Source organism: Demequina lignilytica (genome assembly GCF_030418375.1).
Taxonomy (GTDB): Bacteria; Actinomycetota; Actinomycetes; order Actinomycetales; family Demequinaceae; genus Demequina; species Demequina lignilytica.
The window spans coordinates 45,041-67,740 of record NZ_JAUHPZ010000008.1 but is presented as its reverse complement, the minus strand read 5'-3'; the positions used below and the strand labels follow the sequence as shown (position 1 = coordinate 67,740).

Here is a 22,700-nt window from a genome sequence, read left to right as displayed (position 1 = left end):
GAGGCGCGCGATGCCCCGCGACACCACGCTCCGGCCGCCGGTGCTTCCCGGCTACACCCACCTGCGGCCGCTGGGGCAGGGCGGCTTCGCGGACGTGTTCCTGTACCAGCAGGACATGCCGCGGCGGCAGGTGGCGGTCAAGGTGCTGCACCGCCGTCCGGGCGACGCCGCGCTCCACGCGCTCGCGGCGGAGGCGGACGTGATGGCCGCGCTGAGCGCGCACCCGTCGATCCTCACGCTGCACGAGGCGTCCGTGTCCGCCGACGGTCGGCCGTACATGGTGGCGGAGTACTGCCCAGGCTCGCTCGCCAACCGCTACCGCTCGCAGGTGATCCCGGTGGCGGAGGTGCTCGACATCGGCGTCCACCTCGGCTCCGCCGTCGAGGCCGCCCACCGGATCGGCATGCTGCACCGCGACATCAAGCCCTCGAACATCCTGGTCACCGCCTTCGGCCACCCGGTGCTCGCCGACTTCGGCGTCGCGACCGCCGTCACCACCGGCAGGGGTGACGACGTCGCGCTGTCGCCCCCCTGGAGCGCGCCGGAGGTGGTGGACGGCTCGAGCTCCGGGACGGTCGCCACGGACGTCTGGTCGATCGCGGCGACGCTGTACACGCTGCTCGCCGGGCACAGCCCGTTCGCCGAGCCGGGGCGCCGCCTCGACGCGGACCAGCTCCGCGCGAGGATCGTGAAGGCGCGCTACCGGCCCACGGGCCGCGCCGACGTGCCGGACGCTCTCGAACGCGTGCTCGCCGGAGGGATGCGCCGCCTGCCGGGGGACCGCTTCGGGTCGGCGCGCGAGGTCGCGGAGGCGCTGCAGGAGGTCCAGCGGTCGCTCGGAGGGCCGGTCACGCCGCTCGAGATCCCCGGCGATGCCTGGGTCGAGGCGACCCGGGCCACCGACGAGACGCCCGTGGTCGAGCGGCTCCCGCGGCAGGCGACCGTCGCGGTGGACGGCCGCCGCCGCGCCCGCGGCGAGGCCTCCCGGACGGACTCCTCCCTCGACGCCGACGAGGGCCGCGGCTGGTCCCGCGCGCGAACGGTCGGCTGGTCCGCGGCCGGCGTCGCCGTGCTCGGCGGAGGGGCCGCGGCGGTCCTGATCCTGTCGGGGCGCTAGGTGGCCGTGCTCGATCGGACCACGTCGGCCCGGCGGCGCCGGGCCGGCCGCTCCGTCGCCGGCATCCTCGCCGTCGTCGCCGCCGTCGGCGTCGTGGTCGCCCCCGGGTTCGACGAGCGCGAGGCCGCCACCGCGGTGACGGGTGTGTGGGCCCTCCAGACCGGGGACGGGCAGCGCTTCGCCCACGTGAACACCGAGGTGGGCGAGGTCGACACCGTCAAGGATGTCGACTCGCCCTCCGCCCTGGTCCAGGACGGCGACGCGCTCATGGTCCTCTCGGCCGCGCTGTCATCGGCGACCGTGCTCGACGCGGGCCGGCCGTCCGACGTGGCGGCGGGGACCGCGGGCGCCGCGCCCACGCCGTCCGGCACCAGCGCCGTGGCCGCGGCCGGCGACGTCGTCGCCTACCTCGCCGCCGAGGGCGACGTGCTCGTGGGCAGGCTCTCCGACGGCACCGCGGTCGACCCCGTCGAGGTCCTCGCCGACGCGGAGCTCGGCGGCGACCGCGGCCTCCGCGCGGACGCGATCGCCGCGGACGCGGGCGGCGTCGTCGCCGCGTTCTCCCTGGCCAGAGGCGTGGTGGTGACGGCGGGTGCCGACGGCACCGTGACCGCCACCGACCCCGTCCCGGGCCTGCTCGAGGACGGCGATTTCCAGCTGACCCTGGCCGCGGGACGGTGGGCGCTGCTCGACGCGGCGTCGGGACAGCTCTGGCGCCAGGGCGAGGACGCCGCGGTCGCGACGGGCGTCCGTCCGACGGCTCGGATCCAGACGGCGACCAGCGGGGCCGAGATCTACCTGGCCGACGCCTCGGGGCTCGTCCGCGTGGCCGCCGACGGCGAGGCGAGACGCGTCTTCGGGGACCAGGGAGCCGAGGCGGGAGCGCCGGCCGCACCGGTCGAGGTCGACGGCGTCGTGTACGCGGCCTGGCTCCCGGCCGGGACCGGGGACGGCACGCTGTGGAGCTCGGCGGGGCCGTCGGTGCCCCTCGACTACGCGGGCGCGACGCTCGCCGAGCGCCGGGAGCCCGTGCTGCGCGCCAACGGCGATCGGGTGATCCTCAACGAGGAGCGCTCCGGATGGGTGTGGGAGGCGCCGTCGGGCGCCCTGATCGCCTCCTCCCAGGACTGGGAGCCCGAGGACGTCGACGCGCCGTCCGGCGCGGACCAGGAGGTCGCGACCGAGGTCCGGGAGCCCCGGCCGCCCGTCGCGGAGGACGACTCCCTCGGTGCCCGCGCGGGCCGCCAGACCCGCCTGCCGGTGCTGCTCAACGACCACGACGCGAACCGCGACGTCCTCACGATCGACCCCGGGTCGATCGCGATCTCCGATCCGGATGCCGTCGGGATCGCCGTCGCGGAGGACGGTCAGGCCCTGGTCGCCACCGTGGCCGCGGGCGCCTCCGGCTCGGTGACCGTCCAGTACGCGGTGACGGACGGCACGGCCGAGGACGGTCTCCGCTCCGAGCCCGCGACCGTGCTGCTCACCATCGTGGGCGAGCGCGACCAGGGCGCGCCGGCGTGGTGCGGCGTGCCCGGCTGCGTCCGCGAGTGGCCCGCGCCGCAGGTCGCGCCCGGCGGCACCGTCGCGGTCGACGTGCTCGAGGGGTGGGTCGACCCCGAGGGCGATCCGCTCTACGTCAGCGGCGCGACCACGGCGTCCGAGGGCGCGTCCGTGGCGGCGTCGCCCGAGGGGACGCTCGTGGTCAGGGCGGGAGCCTCGACGGGCGCGACCATCGACGTCGAGGTGACGGTCACCGACGCCCGCGGCGCGTCCGCCGAGCGACGGCTGCGGGTCGCGGTGGTCGGGGAGCCGCGGCTGAGCCTGGAGCCCGTCACGGTCCGCGCGGTCGAGGGCGTCCGCACCACGGTCGACCTCGCGGCGCGGGTGACGGGCTCCCGGGGGACGGTGCAGGTGCTCGAGGCGAGCGCGGACCCCGGCGAGGGGGCGACCGTCGAGGTCCTGCCGTCGGGCGCGGGGATCGTCGTCACCGCGCAGGAGCCGGGCGACCACCTGGTCGACGTGACGCTCGCGGACGGCACGCAGCAGGCGCGCGGAACCGTGCGGGTCGACGCGATCGCGCTCGAGGACGAATCGCTCGCGACCGTCCCGCTGACCGCGTTCGTGCGCCCCCACGAGGACGTGACGGTCGACGTGCTCGAGGCGGTCGACAACCCCGCTGGCCGCGTGCTGCTGCTCTCCGACGCCTCGGTCGAGCCGGTCGACGGCGGACGGCTGCAGGCGCAGGTGGTGGGCCACGGCGCGCTCCGCCTGTCGGGCACCACGGGCGACGGGCAGGCCGGCACCATCGGGGTGGTGCGCTACACCGTGTCGGACGGGTCCGGGCGGGCCGCGACCACCGTGCGCGGCGAGGTCACCGTGGTGCTGCTCGACGAGTCGATCCCGGCGCCGCCGCTCGCCACCGACGACGCGATCACGGTGCGGGCGGGCGGGCAGGTCGACGTCAGGGTGCTCGACGGCGACGTGGCCGCCGCCGGCGCCGTCGTGGCGCTCGACCCGGACTCCGTCGTCGCCCCCGAGGGCGGCGGCCTCGCGTTCGCGGCCGGGCCGGTGGTGCGGATCCTCGCGCCGACGTCCGCGGGGACCTACCGGATCCCCTACAGCGCGTACATCCTCGGCCACCCCGCGCAGCGCGACGATGCGGTGCTCACCGTCACCGTGACCGCCGGTGACGACAACGGGGCGCCGGCACCCCGCGAGCTCAGCGGCCGGGTGGCCTCGGGCGAGGAGGTGCGGATCCCGTTCGACGGCACCGGCCTCGACCCCGACGGGGACCGGGTGGTGCTGGATGCCGTGCTGCAGCAGCCCCTGCACGGCTCCGCCCGCGTGAGCTCCGACGGCTCGGCGATCGTGTACACCAGCGTGCCCGGCTACTCCGGACAGGACGAGCTCACGTACGGCGTCGTCGACGAGCGCGGCCTGGGCGCGACCGCCACGGCGCGGATCGGCGTGGTCGCGAGCGACGCGGACCCTGCCCCGGTGACGTACACCGACTTCGTCCAGGTGCAGGCGAGCGAGGGGCGCCGCGTGGTGGTGACGCCCCTGGCCAACGACGTCGATCTCACCGGAGGCGAGCTCGAGCTGCTCGACGTGCGGCCCGACGCCGTCACGGGCTCGGCGGAGGAGGCGCTCCTCGCCGCGCTGCTGGAGGATGTGGCGCTCGAGGCGGGCGAGGTGGCCTTCGTCGTCACCGACCAGCCGGGCACCTACACCTTCCTGTACTCGGCGCGGAACGCCACTGGATCCACCTCGCAGGGCAGGATCGTGCTCAAGACCGTGCGCGAGCCGGTCAGCGACGTCCCCGTGATCGCGGACACGGTGCTCACCGCGGACACGCGTGCGAAGTTCGTCGACGGCGTCGACGTGCTCGACGGCACCGTCGCGTGGGCGAGCGGCGACGCCGGCGCGCTCACCGTGACGCTGTGGGGGGACGTGCCGGGGGCCACGGTCGACGGCTCGCGGATCTCCGGCCCGCTGCCCGATCGGACCCGGATCATCCCGTTCGAGGTGCGCGGCGCCGACTTCACGGGCGCCGAGGCCGTCTCGTACGGGTTCCTGCGCGTGCCGGGCCTCGACGACCTGCGCCTCACCCTGCGCGACGGCGCCGGGATCACCGTCGACGAGGCGGGTGAGGCCTCGGCCGACGTGTCCGCGCTGGTGGCGGTGCCCGCCTCGGGAGACCTGCAGATCGACGCCGACCAGACGCATGCGGGGGGCTCCCGGGACCAGGCACGCTGCGAGGCGGCCGGCGGCATGCGCGTGAGGTACGTGGCGGGCCGGGGTGCGCCGTACGCGGACACCTGCCTGGTCGCGGTCCGGCTGGCGGGCCAGACGGACTGGACCGTGCTCCCGATCCCCGTGTCCGTGGTGCCGGAGGACCCGCAACCGATGCTCGAGGCGGGCTCGCTCGAGGTGTCCCCTGGCGGCACGGCGACCTTCGACCTCTCGGCGCTGGTGCGCTGGCCGACCGGTGCCGCCGCGCCCGCGGTGCGGATCGAGTCGTCCTACGGCGGCCAGCTGTTCGTGGTGACCCGGGCCCGCGACACCGTCACGGTGCGCGCTCGCGACGATGCCCAGCCCGGCCGGACGGAGGCGGTGACCGTCTCCCTCCCCGCCTATCCCGATGCCGGGACCCGGGTGCTGTCGCTCGTGGTGGGCCCCGCGCCGTCCGAGCTGCCGAAGGGCGGCACGGTGTCCGTGAGCTGCTCGCAGGCGGCCGGGGGCTCGTGCGTCTTCGACGTGGTCGGCGTCGGCGGCGAGGTCAACCCGCTCCCCGACACCGCGCTCGAGGTGGTGTCGGTGACCCCGGCGGGCGCCTGCGCTGAAGTCGAGCTCGCGCTGGAGGGCACCACCGCGATCCGGGCGACGTGGACCGACGATGCGCCGGGAGGGGAGTGCGAGGCCGTGTTCGCGGTGCGCGACGCGCAGGGCCGCGTCAGCTCCGCCGAGCGCGCCGGATCCCTCACGCTGGACCTGCAGGGCTTCCCCGCCGCCCCCGCGGGCGTGACGCAGGAGGCGTACGGGCCGGGCACGCTGACGTTGGCGGTGCAACCCGGCGCGGCCGCACGGGCACACCCGGCGCTCACCGGCTTCGACGTCCTCGAGGGCGGCGTGCGCGTCGCGACGTGCACCCCGTCGGGCACCTGCACCCCGATCTCCGGCCTCGCTGACGGCGATCGACACACGTACGCGGTCCATGCCGTCAACGCCGTGGGGCGGTCGCGGACCGCGGCCACGGCGGTCGCGTGGTCGTACACCGCGCCGGAGCCCGTGACCGTCGTGTCGTGGAGCCCGACGGTCACGAGCGGCGACGGCGGCCGCATCGACCTGGTGCTGGACGTGGGCGATCCCGCACCGGGCGAGGTGCGCCTCGAGTCGGGCACCACGTCCCAGTCCCTCGAGGTGCGGGGCCCCGGCGAGCAGACGTTCGCGGCGGTCGCGGTCGGGTCGAACGAGCCCGCCACCGTGACGCTGACCCCGGTCAGCGGCATCGAGCCGCCGCCCGGGGCCCAGGCGAGCGGAGCCGCCACGACCTTCACCGCCCACGGCATCGGCCGCCCGACCATCGCGTCCGCGACGGCGACCGCCGCGGACGGCGCTGCGGAGGCCGTCATCACCGTGGCGACGCGTGCCGGCGGCGCGGGCGCCGCGACCTGGGTCGGGACGGCCGTGTCCGGCACCTGCCGCGCGGACACGGAGGTGCCCGACGGCACCGGCAGCGTGGACCTGCGGGTCGCGGTCGCCGAGAACTCCGTCACCACCGTCACGGTGTGCGCGGAGAGCCGGTTCGACGGCGACGTGTACGGCCGGGCACCCGACGCATCGGTGACCGTCACCGCCTTCACCGACCCGGGCGCTCCCGTGCTCGAGCGCGGCTACCAGGCGGACTCGGCCTGCGTGGGGACGGGCAGCAGCTGCTCCACGGCGCTGCTCCGCGATCCCCAGTGGCGCGCGCTCGGCGCGCGCGGCGCGGTGCTCATGTACCGCGGCTCCGACGGCGTCGAGTCCGAGACCTTCGGGGACGTGCTCGCCGCCGGGCGACCGGTCGAGGTGATCGCGTACTGGTGCATCGACCTCGCGGGCGGCGACCGCCGGTGCTCGGAGCAGACCACCGCCGTGACAGCCGAGTCCGGGCCCCCGTACCGGCCCACCGTGGCGCTGCCGTCCTGCACCGTCGGCGAGGAGCCCGCCGCCGTCCTGGGCGCCAGCCCCGCGGACGTCGGCCTCGTCTACGCGATGCTCGACGGCGCGGGCGCGCCGACGACCGACCCGTCGGAGATGCGATCGGTCACCGTCACCGCGACCTTCGTCGGCGCGCTCGCCGGCATGGCGCCGTGGACCAGCGCGCCGGTCACCTGTGACGGCGCGCCCGCGGAGGCATCATCGTGATCATCACCCGGCACCGCACCGTCCCTCAGGAGGCACCATGGCACTGACGTCCGAGCACACCGTCTGGTTCGAGTCGACGTTCCGCAAGCTGGTCGAGAACGTCGAGCGCGCGGTCGTCGGCAAGCGGCACGTGGTCGAGCTCGCCGTCACCGCGATGATCTCGGAGGGGCATCTGCTGCTCGAGGACGTTCCCGGCACGGGCAAGACCTCCCTCGCCCGCGCGCTCGCGGAGACGGTCCGCGGGACCAGCTCCCGGCTCCAGTTCACGCCCGACCTGCTGCCCGGCGACGTCACCGGCATCAGCGTGTTCGACCAGGCCCGCGGGGTCTTCGAGTTCCATCACGGGCCGGTGTTCGCGAACGTGGTGCTCGCCGACGAGGTGAACCGCGCGTCGCCCAAGACCCAGTCCGCGCTGCTCGAGGTGATGGAGGAGCGCCAGGTCACGGTCGACGGCGTCACGCGACCGGTGGAGGCGCCGTTCATGGTGGTCGCGACGCAGAACCCGATCGAGCAGGCCGGCACCTACAGCCTGCCCGAGGCTCAGCTCGACCGGTTCCTCATGCGCACGTCCCTCGGCTACCCGGATCACGCCTCGGCGATGCGGATCCTGGACCCGGCGCGCGCCACGCGGGTGGAGGTGCCCGCGATCGCCGAGCTCGACGCGATCCGCACCATGACGTCGCTCACGCACGAGGTCGAGCAGCACGCGCTGATCTCCGACTACATCCTGCGCCTGGTCGACGCCACGCGTTCCGCCACGCAGGTGCGGCTCGGCGCGTCGGTCCGGGGAGCCCTCGCGCTCGCGCGCGCCTGCCGGAGCTGGGCGCTGGCGCACGGACGCGCGTACGTGCTTCCGGACGACGTGAAGAGCCTCGCCGAGGTGGTGCTCGCGCACCGCCTGATCCTCGACCCCGAGGCCGAGTTCGACGGCGTGACGCAGGGCGCCGTGATCGGCCAGGTCCTGCTCGACGTCGCGCCACCCAGCCCCCGGGACCTCACGTGAGCCGCACCCGCACGCGCGACCAGGTCCCTGCGGGGAGCACGCGGACCAGGAACACGACCGGCACCCGCACGGAGCGGACGGACGCGCCGCACGCGCGCGTGATCGGCGCGCGGCTCGCCCTGGCGCGCGCAGGTGCGGGGCTCGCGTCGGCGGCGAGCACGGTGGCGGGCGGCCTGCGCGCGGTGGTGACCCCCGCCGGCTGGGCGGTGGCCGCGTGGACCGTCGGCGGCCTCGTGCTCGCGACCGTCCTGGGGTGGGAGGAGGCCTGGGTCGCCGCGATCGCGGGTGCCGTGCTGCTCGCGACCGCCGCGCCGTTCCTCATCGGGTCCGTCCCGTACCGCGTCCGGCTGCTGCTCGACCGCGACGCGGTGGTCGCGGGGGAGCGCGCCGAGGCGAGGCTGGTGGTCGACAACCCGCAGCAGCGCGCCGCCCTGCCCGGGCGGGTGGACCTGCCCGTCGGCGACGGGCTCGTCGAGGTGGAGGTGCCGTACCTGCGCGGCGGTGCCGAGCACGTCGAGCCCGTCGAGGTGCCCGCGCTGCGGCGCGGCATCGTCTCCGTGGGCCCGGCCGTGACCACCCGCTACGACCCGCTCCGGCTCCTCGAGCGGCACCGCGTCTGGGAGGAGCGACGCACCCTCTACGTGCATCCGCGGACGGTCGCCGTGCCGTCCACCTCGCTCGGATGGGTGCGCGACCTCGAGGGCGACCCCGTCCGCACGCTCACCACCGAGGACATCTCCTTCCATGCGGTGCGCCCGTACGAGCGCGGCGACGCGCGTCGTCACATCCATTGGGCGTCGACCGCGCGCACCGGCACGCTCATGGTGAGGCAGTTCGCGGAGACGCGTCGGTCGCTGCTCACCGTGGTGCTCGACCTGGACCGCGCGTCGTACGCCGACGACGAGGAGGTCGAGCTCGCCATCAGCGCGGCCGGCTCGCTCGGGGTGCGGGCGCTCCGCGACGGCCGCGACGTCGAGGCGGTCGTCGGCGGCGAGGTGCCCGGCTTCGCCCGCGCGTCCCTGCGCGCCCTGCGGCACCTGCGCGTGACGTCGCCGCGGGCGCTGCTCGACGACCTGTCCGGCGTCGAGGCCAGCGACACGACCGTCGACCTGCCGACCGTGACGCGCATGCTGGGCGAGACGGACAGCGGCACCGCGCTCGCGATCCTCGTCACGGGGTCGCGTCTGCCGCGCGCGCAGCTCCGGGCTGCGGCCCTGCACCTCCCCCTCGGGGCGAGCGTCGGCGCCGTCGTGTGCGACCCCGCGGCGGAGCCGGCCAGCCGCAACCTCGCGGGCGTCCCGGTGGTCAGCCTGGGGATCCTCGACGACCTCCGCACGCTCCTGTCCCGGGGGGCCGCGCGCCGATGACCGAGCCCGCCTCCCTCGCGCCGCCCACGCACCGGGTCGCCACGGTCTTGTACGCGGTCGCGACGGCCGTGCTCGTGTGGGCCTCCCTGCGCGGGGTGTGGGGCACGCTCCGCTTCGACGCCGTGATGGCGGCCGGGACCGCGGTCGGGATCACGGCTGGGCTGCTGGCGCTCGCGCCGCGGCGGCGGGCGGCGTCGGTCGCCGTGCTCGTCGCCGGGTACGTCGCGACCGCCCTCGCCCTCGCGATCCCGGGTGTGCCCGACGCCGCCGACGCCTGGATGCGGGCCCTGCGGGAGACGGCGCTCGGTCCGGTGACGGGGTGGAAGGACGTGGTGACGCTGCCGACGCCGCTGGGCGAGTACGGCGCGACCCTGGTGCCGCCGCTCGCCCTGGTCGTCCTCGGCACCTACGCGATCGTGCGGCTCGGCGCGGGCTCGAGCCGTCGCTGGGGCCTCGCCGCGGTCGTCGCGGCGGCGATGCTGATGGGGGCGATCGCCGTGGGGCCGGCCAGCCGGGTGCCGCTCCCGTGGCCGCCCGCGCTCACCGCGCTCGATCCCGACGGCGTGTGGAGCGCCGCGGGCATCGGTCTCACGGGCCTCGCCACGACGCTCGCCTGGTTCCGCTCACGGGCCGCGGCGGAGCGTCGAGCCGCGCTGGCGGCGGCGGGACGAGCCGGCCAGGCGCGGGCCGGACGGGCGAGGCTGCGCGCCGCGGGTCGCGCCGCGACCGCCGCCGCGCTTGCCGCCGTCGCCGTGGTCGTCGCGGTCACGCTCGCGGGACCGGTCTCCGCGGGCCAGCCGCGCGAGGTCGCGCGGACGCTGATCGAGCCCCGGCTCGTGGTCGACGCGACGGCCTCACCCCTCGCGGCCTACCGGGTCTCGTTCGCCGACGAGTCCTTCAACGCGGAGCTCCTGTCGGTGGTGGTGGAGTCCGGCGACCCCGCGCGCATCCGCGTCGCGACGCTGCCGTTCTACGACGGGCGCACGTTCTCGGCGTCCGCCCCGGCGGGCTACTCGCCTCTCCGGTTCCGTCACCTGCCCTCCCCGCTCGCGGTCTCGGGCGACGTCTCGACCGCGCGCATCACCGTGGCGGGTCTCGGCGGCCCCTGGGCGCCCGTGCCGGGACTGCTCGGCTCGGTGGCCTTCGACGGGCCGAGGGCGGCCGCGCTCACCGACACGTTCTACTACGCGGCGGAGGCGGGCGCCGCGGTCGTGACCGCCGACGGGGGGATCGCCGCCGGCGACGTGATCATCGCGACCGCGGCGAACGGCCCGTCGACGCCCCTCGCGCAGGCCGGGGCGTCGCCGGGACGCGCCTCGATCTCGACGGACCTCATCCCCGACTCGCTGCGCGACTGGGTGGACGCCCAGGATGCGACCCGGGACGCCGCCGGGCTGGCGCAGCTCCTCCAGTCGCTGCGGGCCCGCGGGTACCTCAGCCACTCCCTCGGCGCCGAGGGGACCCAGGGCTGGACGGCCTCGCTCGACGACTACGAGCTCGTCCCCGCGGCGGCGGGCCACTCGTACGACCGCATCGACCGCATGTTCACCGCCCTCAACGCCCGCGAGGACGAGGTGGGCGCCGGCGCGGACGCCACGCTGGTCGCAGCCGTCGGCGACGACGAGCAGTTCGCCGCCGCCGCCGCGCTCGTCGCGGCCGAGCTCGGCTTCCCCGCACGCGTCGTGCTCGGCTTCCGCCTCCAGGCGACCGACGCTGAGGGCTGGACGCCGCCGCCGTGCGAGGGCGGGGTCTGCCGCGGCGGCAACCTGTCGGCGTGGGTCGAGGTGCGGGCGGCCTCCGGGGAGTGGCTCGCCGTTGACGTCACACCTCAGCACACGGTCGCCCCGGACGCGAGCACGGTCGAGCAGCGCGATCCGGAGCATCCGACCGCCACGGATCCCCGACGCGCTCAGGACATCGAGGCGGTGGCGGCGCTCAAAGGCCGGTCCGCCGACGATCCGGCGCCGGTCGGCGGTGGCGGAGCGTGGCTGTCGGGCTGGGCCCGCACCGCGGCGGTCCTGGCGGGGGTGCTCCTGCTCCTCCTCGCGGTCCCCGCCGCGATCCTGATCGCCAAGGCGGCGCGCCGCGGACGCCGGCGACGCGGGACGCCCGCCCAGGTCGCGGAAGGGGGGTGGGAGGAGTACGTCGACGGCGCCCGCGACGCGGGCCAGCCCCCCGCGGCGCGGGCCACCCGTCACGAGGCCGCGCTCGTGCTCGCGACCGCGCACGGCGCGGAGATCGCCGCGATCGCCGACCGGGCGACGTTCACCTCCGGGGGCGTGTCCGAGGCCGACGCGCGCCGTGCCTGGACGCTGGTCGAGGCCGACCGCGTGGAGCTGCGGAGCCGCCGACCGTGGTGGCGTAGGCTCGGCACGCGGCTGTCGACGCGGTCGCTGCTGGGACGGTCGGAGAGGCCCTCGCCGGCCCCGTCGACCGGGGCGCACCGATGACGTCCCGCCCGACCGAAGGAGCGTGCCCTCGATGATCCCCGAGCCCCTCTTCTACGCGGCCGTCGGCTACGCGGTCGCGTTCGTGGTGGGCTACGTCTGGATGGGGCTGACGCTCGGTGCGGTGTACCGCAAGTTCGGCGCCAGGCCGTCACGCGCGTGGATCCCGGTGCTGCGGTACGCGGAGGTCGCGACGCTCACGCAGTCAGGCACGGCCGGCGTCATCGTCGTGCGCGTGGTCGCGGCGCTCGGGGCAGCGGCCTCGGCCATCGGGATCCTGATGGGATCCGCGACCGGCGACGCCCTCGCGATCGGCGGCCTCGGTGTGGCGTCCGTGGCGGCGCTCGCCGCCTGGGTCCTATGGATCCTCCACATCCATCGGCTGGGTCTCGACCACGCGCTTTCCGCGGGCTGCACCGTGCTCGGGGCGCTGCTGCCGTGGCTGTGGAGTGCGATCGTCGGCTGGGGGCCCGCGGGCGCCTCGACCGCGACCGGCCCGATCCCGCTGGTCGCATCGCGTGTCGCCGCGGTCCCCGACGTCGCGGCGGAGCCCGAGCTCCCGGCGGTGGCGCCGCCAGGCCCCGACGATGCGGAGGAGAGCCCGGTCCCGGACGATGCGCCGATCGAGGCGGCGCCGACCGACGCCGTCCCGACCGACGCCGTCCCGACCGACGCCGCCCCGACCGACACCGTGCCGATCGCCGTCCGACGCTCGCCCTACGCCGACCTGGCCCCGCGCGACGTCGACGAGGAGCCGCAGCCGGTCCGACGGTCGCCCTTCGCCGATCTCGCGCCACCGGCCGACACCCCTCCCGCGCAGGAGCCCGCCCCCGTGACGCCCACCTTCCTGGTGGTGCCCCCGCTGCCCGCACCGCCGACCGAGGACCTGCCCGTCGCCGCGCCGGTCGCAAACGCGCGGACCGAGGGCATCGCATCCGTCGCGCCCGTCGAGCCCGACACGCCGGCCGACGCCCCAGCGGCGCTTCCCGGACCCGACGCCACGCCCGCGGGCCCCGTGTCGCCGTACATGCGTGGAGGCGCCGCCGCTCCGCCCGCCGCGCCCAGCATGGTGCCGTCGTTCGCCCTCCCGGTCGCCGTCGAGCCGGAGCCGACGGTCGAGCCCGAGGCCGAGGCCGAGGCGGAGACTGAGCCTGTGCCGGCGCCGTCGACCGACCCCGCTCCTGCCCCGGCCCCCGGTGCCGACGTCCCGCGCGAGGCGACGCCAGCATCGTCCCCCGCCGCGGCCCGGATCGCTCTGCCCCCGGCGGAGCCGATCGCTCCGCCGCCTCCCGCACCTCCCCGCGCCGCCGAGGCGCCCCCGACCGTGCTCGATCCGGTGCCGGACGAGGGCGGCTCGCCGGCGTGGGCGGGCGGCGCGGCGTTCCCGGGCATGGCCGGCGCGGTCGCCTCATCCGCGGACGCACCCGCGCAGGACGATGCCGCGGAGGACGATCGCACTCAGGTGGCCGCCCGGGTCCGTGAGCGGTGGGAGCTGGTGACGGCGGAGGGGCGCGCCTACCCGCTCACCCCGCCGGCGGTCCTGGTGGGCCGGCCCGGCGGCTTCCCTCCGCTGGACGGCACCCCTCGCCTCGACATCGACGACACGACCCGCACGGTCTCGAAGTCGCATGCCCGGCTCGCGCTGGACCAGGGACGATGGACGGTCGAGGACCTCGGGTCGACCAACGGCACCTACCTGATCGACGCGAACGGTGGTGAGAGCCAGGTCGAGCCAGGCGCGGCCCGCGTCGTCGAGGGCAGGCTCGCGTTCGGCGACGTCGAGCTCGAGCTCAGGCGCAGGGACGGCGCATGACGCAGGAGTCGCCCGCGCGGTTCCGGGGCGCCGGACGCACCGCCGTCGGCGGCCGCCAGCGCAACGAGGACGCCTTCGTGGCGGAGGCGCCGGTGTTCATCGTCGCTGACGGGATGGGCGGCCACATCGGCGGTGCCGAGGCGGCTCAGGCGACGGTGCACGCGTTCCGCGCGCTCGCGGGTGGCGAGCCCGTCGCCCCCGAGGAGGTGGCGGCGGCTCACCTCGCGGCCCGCGGTGGCGTCGCCCAGGTGTGCGAGGACCTCCACGGTGACGCCGGCGCGACGCTCACGGGCGCGATCGCGGTCACGCACGCCGGCGAGCCCTGGTGGATGGTGATCAACGTCGGAGACTCGCGGGTGTACGCGCTCGACGGCGGCGTCCTGACCCAGGTGACGCACGACCATTCGCGCGTCCAGGAGCTGGTCGACTCCGGGACCATCTCGGAGGCGCAGGCGCTCGTCCATCCGGACCGCAACCTGCTGACCCGCGCGATCGGGGACGACTACCCCGAGATGGACGCCTGGCTGGTGCGGCTCGTGCCGGGCCGCCGCCTCGTGATCGCCAGCGACGGGCTCATGAAGGAGATCGAGGACCCGGTGATCGGTCGCATCGCCGCGCTTCACGGGGACCCCGCGGCATGCGCGGAGGCCCTGGTCGACGCGGCGCTCGCGATGGCCGCCCGGGACAACGTGACGGTCGTCGTCGCCGATGCGCTCGGGGCGACCGACCCGGCCGCCGACCCCGCGCCGTGGCCCGAGTGGCCGCCGGTCGCGACGGAGGACGACGACACGACCCCACGCACGCGACGGGCATCGTGACCGACGGTCGGGGAGAAGCCGAGGAGCCGGCCTCGCGCGACGGCGCTCCCGCCGAACCCGCGGAGGTGGCCGAGGAGCCGACCCAGGCGGACGACTCGACCCGCCTCGCGGCTCGCGGACTCGATCAGACGCGTATCGCGAGCCGCGGACCCGCCCGGGAGGCCGAGGAGCGGATCGAGGCGCCCCGCTTCGCCCCCCGCCCCCCCGAGACGGACGGACCGAGCTCCGCCCGGCGCCGCGACACCTACGCGCCTCGCACCGCCGTGCCCCACGGCTCCGGGGACGCCGCCCGGCCCATCCCCGCGTCCCCCGGGACGCCCGCCGCCGACGGTGCCGGCGTCGTCACCCCGGAGGGGCGCGCCGATCGTGAGCGCCACGATCGCTGGACCCGGGCGCGGCGGGTCGCGGCCCTCACCGGCGGCGCGGTGCTGGCGATCGGCGCGGCGATCGCGCTCGCGGTCGCCCTGCTCTGACGCGGGCGCCGCGCGTCTACGCTGGAGCCATGGCAGACGCTCCGCTCCGGTCCCCGCTGCACGACGAGCACGTGGCGCTCGGCGCCACCCTGGTCCCGTTCGCCGGCTGGGAGATGCCCGTCCGGTACACCGGTGACATCGCGGAGCACACCGCGGTGCGCACCGCGGCCGGCCTGTTCGACCTCTCGCACATGGGCGAGATCGCGGTGCACGGCGACGGCGCCGAGGACTTCCTCGACCACGCGCTCGTCGGCCGCATGTCCGCGATCGCCCTCGGCGGCGCGAAGTACACGATGCTCTGCACGCCCGACGGCGGCGTGATCGACGACCTGATCGTGTACCGCCGCGACTGGGACCACTACGTGATCGTGGCGAACGCCGCGAACAAGGACGTGGTCGTCGCCGAGCTGGAGTCCCGCCTGGTCGACTACGACGCACGGCTCGAGGACATCTCCGCGGAGATCGCCCTGATCGCCGTCCAGGGTCCGCGCGCCGAGCGGATCGTCGCGGCGATGTGCGCGCGCGGCGACGACGACATCGTCGCCATGAAGTACTACTCGGCAGCGAACGTCCTGCTCCGTGGCGACATCCACGCCTTCGCCGCCCGCACCGGGTACACCGGGGAGGACGGCTTCGAGCTGTTCGTCAACGCCGCCGACGCGGTCGCCGTGTGGCGCCTCGCCCTGGAGACCGGCGCGCCCGACGGCCTGATCCCGTGCGGGTTGTCGGCGCGGGACACCCTCCGGCTCGAGGCCGGCATGCCCCTCTACGGGCAGGAGCTGACGCGCGACACGACCCCGTTCGAGGCCGGTCTCGGGCGCATCGTGGTGTTCGGCTCGGCGGCCCGCCCCCGCGGGCCCTTCGTCGGCCACGACGCGCTGCTCCGGGCCAAGGTCGAGGGGACCGCGAGCACCCTGGTGGGCCTGGTCGGCGACGGTCGGCGCGCCGCCCGCGCCGGGTACCCGATCGTGGACGAGTCCGGCGAGCAGGTCGGCGTCGTGACCTCCGGGGCGCCGTCGCCGACGTTGGGCCGGCCGATCGCGATGGCCTACGTCCCGCACGCCATGGCCGAGCCCGGCACCGAGGTCGCGGTGGACGTACGGGGGCGGCGCGAGCCGATGACGGTCACGTCGCTACCGTTCTACCGCCGAGACTCGTAGGCTCATCCCGAGGCCCCGCCGCGCGGCGCAGGACCCCCATCCGTTCCGAGAGAGGTGCAGGCCATGACGAACGTTCCCGACGAGCTGGCGTACTCCGCCGAGCACGAGTGGGTGTCGGGCGACCCCGACGCCGGTGCCGTCGTCACGGTGGGGATCACGGAGCACGCCGCGGCCGCCCTGGGCGACATCGTCTACGTCGAGGCGCCGCGCGTGGGCGACGCGGTCGTCGCCGGCGAGGTCTGCGGCGAGCTGGAGTCCACCAAGGCCGTCAGCGAGCTCTACTCGCCGGTGTCCGGCACCGTCACCCAGGTGAACGAGGCGCTCGAGTCCTCTCCCGAGACCATCAACTCGGACGCGTACGGCGAGGGCTGGATCTTCAAGGTCGAGCTGTCCGAGTCCGCGACCGACCTCCTCGACGCCGAGGCCTACGCCGCGACGATCGAGTAGACGATGGGCGTCAACACGCGGCTCGTGGTCGCGGCGGCGATCACGGACTCGCTCGACGCCCCGCGACAGCTGCTCGCCGCGCGCCGGTGCGCCCCGGCCGCGCTCGCCGGCCTGTGGGAGTTCGCCGGCGGCAAGGTCGAGCGGGGAGAGACCCCGGAGGCGGCGCTCCGCCGTGAGCTGCGTGAGGAGCTCGGCGTCGAGGTCGAGATCGGCGACGAGATCGTCGGACCCGACGACGGCTACGGGGTCGAGGCCTCCTGCGGTCACGAGCCGGTGTGGATGCTGCGCCCCGGCGACGCCGACGTCGAGCGCCTGGTGATGCGCGTGTGGTGGGCGCGGATCCTGCCCGGAGCGGACGGGGCCCCGGTCGAGCCGCGGCCGCTCGAGGATCACGACGAGCTGCGCTGGCTCGAGCCCGGGGCATGGCGTGACGTGCCGTGGCTGCCCGCGGACAAGCGCATCGTCGAGGCGCTGCTGCTCGACGCGATCGAGCGTCACCGCCGCGCGTACTGCTGATCCGCGGTCAAGGATTCCCCGCGCGGGACCAAAGCCCCTGGATCAATCGGACATTTCCCACATCGGTGGACAACGCGGTGGAAAAGTCCGCGCGAATCATGCGCCCACGGCCACACAGTCCGCGAGATGGTCGTCGACCAGGCCGCACGCCTGCATGGCCGCGTACATCGTGGTGGGACCGACGAACACGAATCCTGCGCGCTTGAGCGCCTTCGCGAGAGCGATCGACTCGGGGGTCGCCGCGGGCACGTCCTCCCAGGTGGAGAGCCGGGTGCCGCGCGGCTCGGGCGCGAACGACCAGAACAGCTCCGTCAGCGATCCCCCCGCCTCCCGCAGGGCCACGGTCGCGCGCGCGTTGGTGATCGCGGACTCGATCTTGCGGCGGTTGCGGACGATCCCCGGGTCGGCCATCAGCCTCTCCACATCCCCGTCCGAGTACGCGGCCACCGCGGCGGGCTCGAACCCGGCGAACGCGGCCCGGTAGCCATCGCGCTTGCGCAGGATCGTGAGCCACGACAGCCCCGATTGCGCGCCCTCGAGCACGATCCGCTCGAGCAGCGCCGCATCCCCCCGGACCGGCCGCCCCCATTCGTGGTCGTGGTACGCCTCGTACAGCGGATCACCGGTGCCGAAGCAGCGGACCGGGGCGGTGGTGTCGGTGCTCATGTGCCGAGTCTGCCGTGGGGGTCCGACGCCCGCGAGCGGCGCGACGACTCCGCCGGGACGGCGAGCGGTGCGCGGGCGTCGGGGGACATCGGGGATGGCGGGTGCGGCACGCAGGCGTTATCGTGAGGCCCGCCATGACGATCCGTGACCTGCTCGCCCTGCGTCGCCCGACGCTGTCGTACGAGCTCTTCCCTCCGCGCACTCCTGCGGCGGAGTCGACCCTCGAGGAGACCATGCGGCTCCTCACGGCCACGCGTCCGGACTTCATCTCGATCACCTACGGCGCCTCCGGCTCGACGCAGTCGACCTCGCGCGCCGTCGTGCGGGGCCTCGCGGAGCACCACGTGGTGCCGCCGCTCGCCCACCTCACGTGCGTCGGGCAGTCGCGCGCGGAGCTGACGCGGGTGATCGAGGACTACCTGGCCGAGGGCGTCCGCGACTTCCTCGCGCTCCGCGGCGACCCGCCGCAGGGCCAGACCGACTGGCGGCCGCACCCCGAGGGGCTCCTGTACGCGTCGGACCTGGTGACGCTGCTGCGCGAGGTCGCCGGCGCTCACGGGATCCGCGATCTCAGCATCGGCGTGACCGCGTTCCCCGCGCAGCATGCCCAGGAGGGGTCGCGCGGGCTCGGGCTCGAGGTGCTCGAGGCGAAGGTTCGCGCGGGTGCAGACTTCGCCATCACCCAGGTGTTCTACGAGGTCGAGCAGTACGCGAGGCTGGTGGCCGACGCGGCCGCGCGCGGGCTCGACCTGCCGATCGTGCCGGAGGTCATGCCGCTCGTCAGCAGCCGTCGCGCGCATCGCGCGGAGGAGCTGACCGAGGTCGCCACCCCGCCCGCGCTGCTCGCGGAGCTGGAGGCGGCGCCCGACGCGGACGCCGCACGCGCGGTCGGCGTCGCCCACGCCGCCGCGCTGTCGCGCGGTCTCGTCGACGCGGGCGCGCCCGGCATCCACATCATCACGTTCAACCAGTCCGCCGCGGCGCTCGCCCTGGTGGATGCGATCGGGCTCGCGCGCACGTAGCCGCGACCGTCCGAGGCCCGTCCGGCGAGGCCGTCACGCCATGCGAGGATCGACGCATGACCCGTGAAGCCACCCCCCGCACCGTCACCCTCGCCCGCGAGTCCGAGGGCGTGTACATCGCGACGAACGCGAAGGGCCACGAGCTGCGCTTCGGCCGCGGCGAGGGCCTCCTCAGCCCGGTGGAGCTGCTGCTCGCCGCCATCGCCGGATGCTCGAGCATCGACGTCGACAAGATGACCTCGCGACGCGCCGAGCCCGAGCGCTTCGACGTGACCGCCACGGCCGACTACGTCACCGAGGACGGCGCCAACATCCTCGAGAACATCCAGGTGCTGTTCGACCTGGCCTTCCCCGCGGGCGAGGACGGCGATGCCGCGCGCAAGCGGGTCGGCGCTGCTCTGCGCGCCTCGCACGAGCGCCACTGCACGGTGTCGCGCACGGTCGAGGCGGGCGTGCCGGTCGCGCTCGTCGAGGCGCCCGCAGCCGAGTGAGCGCGGCGGGCCTCGACCTGATCCTCGACGCCCCGGCCGCGGATCTTCCGGCGGCCGTCGCGGTGATGCATCGGGCGTTCGCCGAGTATGCGCGCACCGGCACCCCGTCGGGCGCGATGCTCGAGACCGCGCCGAGCCTGCTCGCCGAGCGTGAGGACGGCGTTCGCGTCGCGCTGGCCCGCCGCGACGGCACGGTGGTGGCGATGGTGAAGCACCAGGACGCTGCCGACGGGAGCCGATACTTCGGCAGGCTCGCGGTGGACCCCGGGCAGCGGGGTCGAGGCGTCGCGCGGGCGTTGATCGAGGCGCTGAGGGACGATGCGCTGGGTGCCGGACGCTCCGGTCTCACCTGCCTCGTGCGGGCCGACGAGCCTCGCGCCATCGCCTTCTACCAGGCGTTGGGCATGGTGGTCGAGGGCAGCGGGGAGCGCGTGAGCCGGACCGGCGCGACCATCCGGGTGCTCGAGATGGCGGACCCCCGCGCACGCACTGTTTGACCACTGTTCGGGACGCCTTGTCCGCATCTTGGACATTCCCCTTGGACTTGCGCGGAGCGCCGGGATATGATCTCTCGGCAACCTCGGCACCACGACGTGTCGATCAAGCGCAATGGCGAGCCCGCCGCGCACCGAGCCTCGTTGAGGAATCATGACTGAGCAGAACACCGTCCCTGCCCCTGCGCCCGCCTTCCCCGGTGGCACCATCCTCGGATACCCGCGCATCGGTCGAATGCGTGAGCTGAAGAAGGCGCTCGAGTCGTTCTGGAAGGGCGCCACCGCCGCCGACGACCTCGAGGCCTCCGCCAAGGAGCTCCGGCTCGCGACCCTGGCCCGCCTCGCCGAGCTGGGGCTCGACAAGGACGCGTCCGCGATCCCGAGCAACTTCTCGTTCTACGACCACGTGCTCGACGCCGCGGTCACGCTGGGCGCCGTCCCGACCCGCTTCGCGGACCTCCGTCTGGCCGACGGCAGCGTCGACCTCGCCGGCTACTCGACCATCGCCCGCGGCGAGGGCGCGAAGGCGCCGCTCGAGATGACCAAGTGGTTCGACTCGAACTACCACTACCTGGTTCCCGAGATCGGTCCCGAGACGCACTTCGCGGTCTCCAGCACGCGCTGGGTCGACCAGTTCGTCGAGGCCAAGGAGGCCGGCTACCTCACGCGCCCCGTCATCACGGGTCCCCTCACGTTCCTGTACCTGTCGAAGCCGTCCGACGAGGCCCCCGAGGGCTTCCGTCCCATCGAGCGTCTCGAGGACGTGCTCGAGGTGTACGGCAACCTGCTCGAGGCCTTCAAGGCCGCGGGCGCGGAGTGGGTGCAGATCGACGAGCCGATCCTGGTGGCGGACATCGACGCCGACCGTGACGAGGTGCTCGCGAACGCTGCGAAGGTCTACGGGTCGCTCGCCACGCTGGCCAACCGCCCGCAGCTCTTTGTCGCCGCGCCGTACAACTCGCTCGACGACGCGCTGCCGGTCCTCAAGGACTCGGGCGTCGAGGCGATCGGGCTGGACCTGGTGCGCGGCGGGGTCCCGTCGGGCACCGACCTCTCGGGCGTGACCGTCGTGGCCGGCGTGGTCGACGGTCACAACATCTGGCGGACGGACCTCGACGCGGCGCTGCGCAAGGCCGCCGAGATCGAGGCGCTGGGCGCGACCGTCGCCGTCTCGAGCTCGACGTCGCTGTTCCACGTGCCCCACACGCTGGACGGCGAGGAGCACCTGGGTGCCGAGCTGCTGAGCTGGCTGGCGTTCGCGGAGGAGAAGGTGGCGGAGGTCGTCACCCTGGCGACCGCGCGCGCCGAGGGTGCGGACGCCGTAGCCGATGCGCTCGCGGCCACCCGTGCCGCGCTCGCGTCGCGGAAGGCGCACCCGGGCACCAACAAGGCGGACGTCCGCGCGGCGCTCGCGGCCGTCACCCCCGCCGACTTCTCGCGACCCGCGTACGCGGTGCGCGAGGCGGCGCAGGACGCGCGTTTCGGCCTGCCGGAGCTGGCGACCACCACGATCGGCTCGTTCCCTCAGACCACCGACATCCGCAAGGCTCGCGCGGCGTGGGCCAAGGGCCAGATCGACGATGCGGCCTACGAGGAGGCGATGAAGGCCGAGATCGAGCGCGTGGTGCGCCTGCAGGAGGACCTCGACCTCGACGTCCTGGTGCACGGTGAGGCCGAGCGCAACGACATGGTCCAGTACTTCGCCGAGCTGCTCGACGGCTTCGACGTCACCGTCAACGGCTGGGTGCAGTCCTACGGCTCGCGTTGCACGCGCCCCTCGATCCTGTGGGGCGACGTCACCCGACCGGAGCCGATGACGGTGCGGTGGACCGCCTATGCGCAGTCGCTCACGGAGAAGCCGATGAAGGGCATGCTCACCGGCCCCGTCACCATCCTCGCGTGGTCGTTCGTGCGCGACGACCAGCCGCTGGGCGTGACGGCCAACCAGGTGGCGCTCGCTCTTCGCGACGAGATCCGCGACCTCGAGGCGGCCGGCATCGGCATCATCCAGGTCGACGAGCCGGCGCTTCGTGAGCTGCTGCCGCTGAAGAAGAAGGACCAGGCGGCGTACCTCCAGTGGTCCGTCGACTCGTTCCGTCTGGCGACCGCGGGCGCTCACGACGAGACCCAGGTCCACACCCACCTGTGCTACTCGGAGTTCGGCGAGATCATCGACGCGATCGACGGCCTCGACGCCGACGTGACGTCGATCGAGGCGGCCCGCTCGCGCATGGAGGTGCTGCCGGCGATCCGCGACCACGGCTACGAGCGCCAGATCGGCCCCGGCGTGTGGGACATCCACTCGCCGCGCGTGCCCTCGACCGAGGAGATCACCGAGCTCCTCGCGCTCGCGAAGGAGTCGATCCCCGGCAAGCAGCTGTGGGTCAACCCCGACTGCGGCCTGAAGACCCGTGCGTACGCGGAGACCACGGCCTCCCTCGAGCACATGATGGCGGCGACGCAGGCCGTACGCGCGTAGCGCCATCCGCCCGAGAGCCCGACGGCCCGGTTCCCGCGAGGGGGCCGGGCCGTCGGCGTGTCGGGGTGCGCGTGCCGGAGGCTGAACCCGCCCGGGCGTCGCCACGGGGCGGAGGGGGCGTGTACGAATCGCTCCCGATTTCATGCACGAACGCACCGTCGTCGCGGGCGCTCGCGCGGACGAGCGAGACGCGTCCGTTCGTGCATGAATACGGGAGTGCTGGGCGGGGCGGTGCCGGGCGGCCCTGGGCGGTGCCGGGGCGGCCCGGTGCCGGGGCGGCCCGGTGTCGGGCGGCCCGGTGCGGCGTGCGTGGTGTGGTCGTGCATGAATACGGCAGCGGCGCGGACTGCTTGTCCCCGTACCGCGCACCGGCGTGGACGCGTTGCGACCTGAGGGGGACCGCTTGCTGCGTGCGCTCGGACCGATGTCCCGAGGCGCCGTCGCGATCCGGGGCATCACGCGCCCGCCGCGGCTCGC

The 22,700-nt window shown here is 75.1% G+C and carries 16 protein-coding genes; 15 read left to right on the top strand and 1 reads right to left on the bottom strand.

Features of this window, described 5'->3' with window-relative positions; genetic code table 11:
• Positions 1-10: 10 nt before the first annotated feature.
• The 11 genes from QQX13_RS11050 (at position 11) to QQX13_RS11000 (ending at position 17,071) form a co-directional block, all read left to right on the top strand.
• Positions 11-1,117: a serine/threonine-protein kinase gene (locus QQX13_RS11050; RefSeq protein WP_301153446.1), complete on the top strand. Its 1,107-nt coding sequence runs from the start codon at positions 11-13 to the stop codon at positions 1,115-1,117.
• Positions 1,118-7,027: an Ig-like domain-containing protein gene (locus QQX13_RS11045; protein ID WP_301153444.1), complete on the top strand. Its 5,910-nt coding sequence runs from the start codon at positions 1,118-1,120 to the stop codon at positions 7,025-7,027. It abuts the gene before it with no gap.
• Between the two features lie 37 nt (positions 7,028-7,064).
• Positions 7,065-8,030, top strand: coding sequence for an AAA family ATPase (locus tag QQX13_RS11040; RefSeq protein ID WP_301118994.1), 966 nt, complete (start codon positions 7,065-7,067; stop codon positions 8,028-8,030).
• Entirely contained in the window at positions 8,027-9,397 is a 1,371-nt protein-coding gene (locus QQX13_RS11035; protein ID WP_301153442.1) for a DUF58 domain-containing protein, read from the top strand. Before QQX13_RS11040 ends, QQX13_RS11035 begins: the two co-directional genes overlap by 4 nt.
• Positions 9,394-11,847 carry a transglutaminase domain-containing protein gene (locus tag QQX13_RS11030; protein ID WP_301153441.1) on the top strand — a complete coding sequence of 818 codons (2,454 nt, stop codon included), beginning with the start codon at positions 9,394-9,396 and terminating at the stop codon, positions 11,845-11,847. Before QQX13_RS11035 ends, QQX13_RS11030 begins: the two co-directional genes overlap by 4 nt.
• A 31-nt stretch (positions 11,848-11,878) precedes the next feature.
• Positions 11,879-13,657, top strand: a complete 1,779-nt coding sequence (locus tag QQX13_RS11025) for an FHA domain-containing protein (RefSeq protein ID WP_301153439.1) — start codon at positions 11,879-11,881, stop codon at positions 13,655-13,657.
• Positions 13,654-14,475, top strand: a complete 822-nt coding sequence (locus QQX13_RS11020) for a PP2C family protein-serine/threonine phosphatase (RefSeq protein ID WP_301118990.1) — start codon at positions 13,654-13,656, stop codon at positions 14,473-14,475. Before QQX13_RS11025 ends, QQX13_RS11020 begins: the two co-directional genes overlap by 4 nt.
• On the top strand, positions 14,472-14,948 hold the full coding sequence (locus QQX13_RS11015; protein WP_301153438.1) for a hypothetical protein: 477 nt from the start codon (positions 14,472-14,474) through the stop codon (positions 14,946-14,948). The genes QQX13_RS11020 and QQX13_RS11015 overlap by 4 nt, the downstream gene beginning before the upstream one ends.
• A 29-nt stretch (positions 14,949-14,977) precedes the next feature.
• Positions 14,978-16,108: a glycine cleavage system aminomethyltransferase GcvT gene (gene gcvT / locus QQX13_RS11010; protein ID WP_301153437.1), complete on the top strand. Its 1,131-nt coding sequence runs from the start codon at positions 14,978-14,980 to the stop codon at positions 16,106-16,108.
• Between the two features lie 63 nt (positions 16,109-16,171).
• Positions 16,172-16,555, top strand: coding sequence for a glycine cleavage system protein GcvH (gene gcvH / locus QQX13_RS11005; protein WP_301118987.1), 384 nt, complete (start codon positions 16,172-16,174; stop codon positions 16,553-16,555).
• A 3-nt stretch (positions 16,556-16,558) separates the two neighbouring features.
• The gene (locus QQX13_RS11000; RefSeq protein ID WP_301118986.1) at positions 16,559-17,071 is read left to right on the top strand and encodes a (deoxy)nucleoside triphosphate pyrophosphohydrolase; all 513 of its coding nucleotides are present in this window, start codon (positions 16,559-16,561) and stop codon (positions 17,069-17,071) included.
• A 96-nt stretch (positions 17,072-17,167) separates the two neighbouring features.
• Here QQX13_RS11000 and QQX13_RS10995 read toward each other — a convergent pair whose 3' ends face one another.
• The gene (locus tag QQX13_RS10995; protein ID WP_301153435.1) at positions 17,168-17,737 is read right to left on the bottom strand and encodes a DNA-3-methyladenine glycosylase I; all 570 of its coding nucleotides are present in this window, start codon (positions 17,735-17,737) and stop codon (positions 17,168-17,170) included.
• Between the two features lie 134 nt (positions 17,738-17,871).
• Between QQX13_RS10995 and QQX13_RS10990 the strand changes: the two genes are divergently transcribed.
• The 4 genes from QQX13_RS10990 to metE all read left to right on the top strand — a co-directional run bounded on the left by QQX13_RS10990 (position 17,872) and on the right by metE (position 22,223).
• On the top strand, positions 17,872-18,759 hold the full coding sequence (locus QQX13_RS10990; RefSeq protein ID WP_301118984.1) for a methylenetetrahydrofolate reductase: 888 nt from the start codon (positions 17,872-17,874) through the stop codon (positions 18,757-18,759).
• Between the two features lie 56 nt (positions 18,760-18,815).
• Positions 18,816-19,250, top strand: coding sequence for an OsmC family protein (locus tag QQX13_RS10985; RefSeq protein WP_301118983.1), 435 nt, complete (start codon positions 18,816-18,818; stop codon positions 19,248-19,250).
• A complete protein-coding gene (locus QQX13_RS10980) occupies positions 19,247-19,747 on the top strand; it encodes a GNAT family N-acetyltransferase (protein WP_301153433.1) in 501 nt (166 codons plus the stop codon). The genes QQX13_RS10985 and QQX13_RS10980 overlap by 4 nt, the downstream gene beginning before the upstream one ends.
• A 151-nt stretch (positions 19,748-19,898) precedes the next feature.
• Positions 19,899-22,223, top strand: coding sequence for a 5-methyltetrahydropteroyltriglutamate--homocysteine S-methyltransferase (gene metE / locus QQX13_RS10975; RefSeq protein ID WP_301153431.1), 2,325 nt, complete (start codon positions 19,899-19,901; stop codon positions 22,221-22,223).
• Positions 22,224-22,700 lie beyond the last annotated feature (477 nt).

Bases quoted from the DNA above. Each gene is read 5' to 3' on its own strand.
- QQX13_RS11050 (WP_301153446.1), top strand. From the start codon at position 11: ATGCCCCGCGACACCACGCTCCGGCCGCCGGTGCTTCCCGGCTACACC.
- QQX13_RS11040 (WP_301118994.1), top strand. From the start codon at position 7,065: ATGGCACTGACGTCCGAGCACACCGTCTGGTTCGAGTCGACGTTCCGC.
- QQX13_RS11030 (WP_301153441.1), top strand. From the start codon at position 9,394: ATGACCGAGCCCGCCTCCCTCGCGCCGCCCACGCACCGGGTCGCCACG.
- QQX13_RS11025 (WP_301153439.1), top strand. From the start codon at position 11,879: ATGATCCCCGAGCCCCTCTTCTACGCGGCCGTCGGCTACGCGGTCGCG.
- QQX13_RS11020 (WP_301118990.1), top strand. From the start codon at position 13,654: ATGACGCAGGAGTCGCCCGCGCGGTTCCGGGGCGCCGGACGCACCGCC.
- gcvT (WP_301153437.1), top strand. From the start codon at position 14,978: ATGGCAGACGCTCCGCTCCGGTCCCCGCTGCACGACGAGCACGTGGCG.
- gcvH (WP_301118987.1), top strand. From the start codon at position 16,172: ATGACGAACGTTCCCGACGAGCTGGCGTACTCCGCCGAGCACGAGTGG.
- QQX13_RS11000 (WP_301118986.1), top strand. From the start codon at position 16,559: ATGGGCGTCAACACGCGGCTCGTGGTCGCGGCGGCGATCACGGACTCG.
- QQX13_RS10995 (WP_301153435.1), bottom strand. From the start codon at position 17,737: ATGAGCACCGACACCACCGCCCCGGTCCGCTGCTTCGGCACCGGTGAT.
- QQX13_RS10990 (WP_301118984.1), top strand. From the start codon at position 17,872: ATGACGATCCGTGACCTGCTCGCCCTGCGTCGCCCGACGCTGTCGTAC.
- QQX13_RS10985 (WP_301118983.1), top strand. From the start codon at position 18,816: ATGACCCGTGAAGCCACCCCCCGCACCGTCACCCTCGCCCGCGAGTCC.
- metE (WP_301153431.1), top strand. From the start codon at position 19,899: ATGACTGAGCAGAACACCGTCCCTGCCCCTGCGCCCGCCTTCCCCGGT.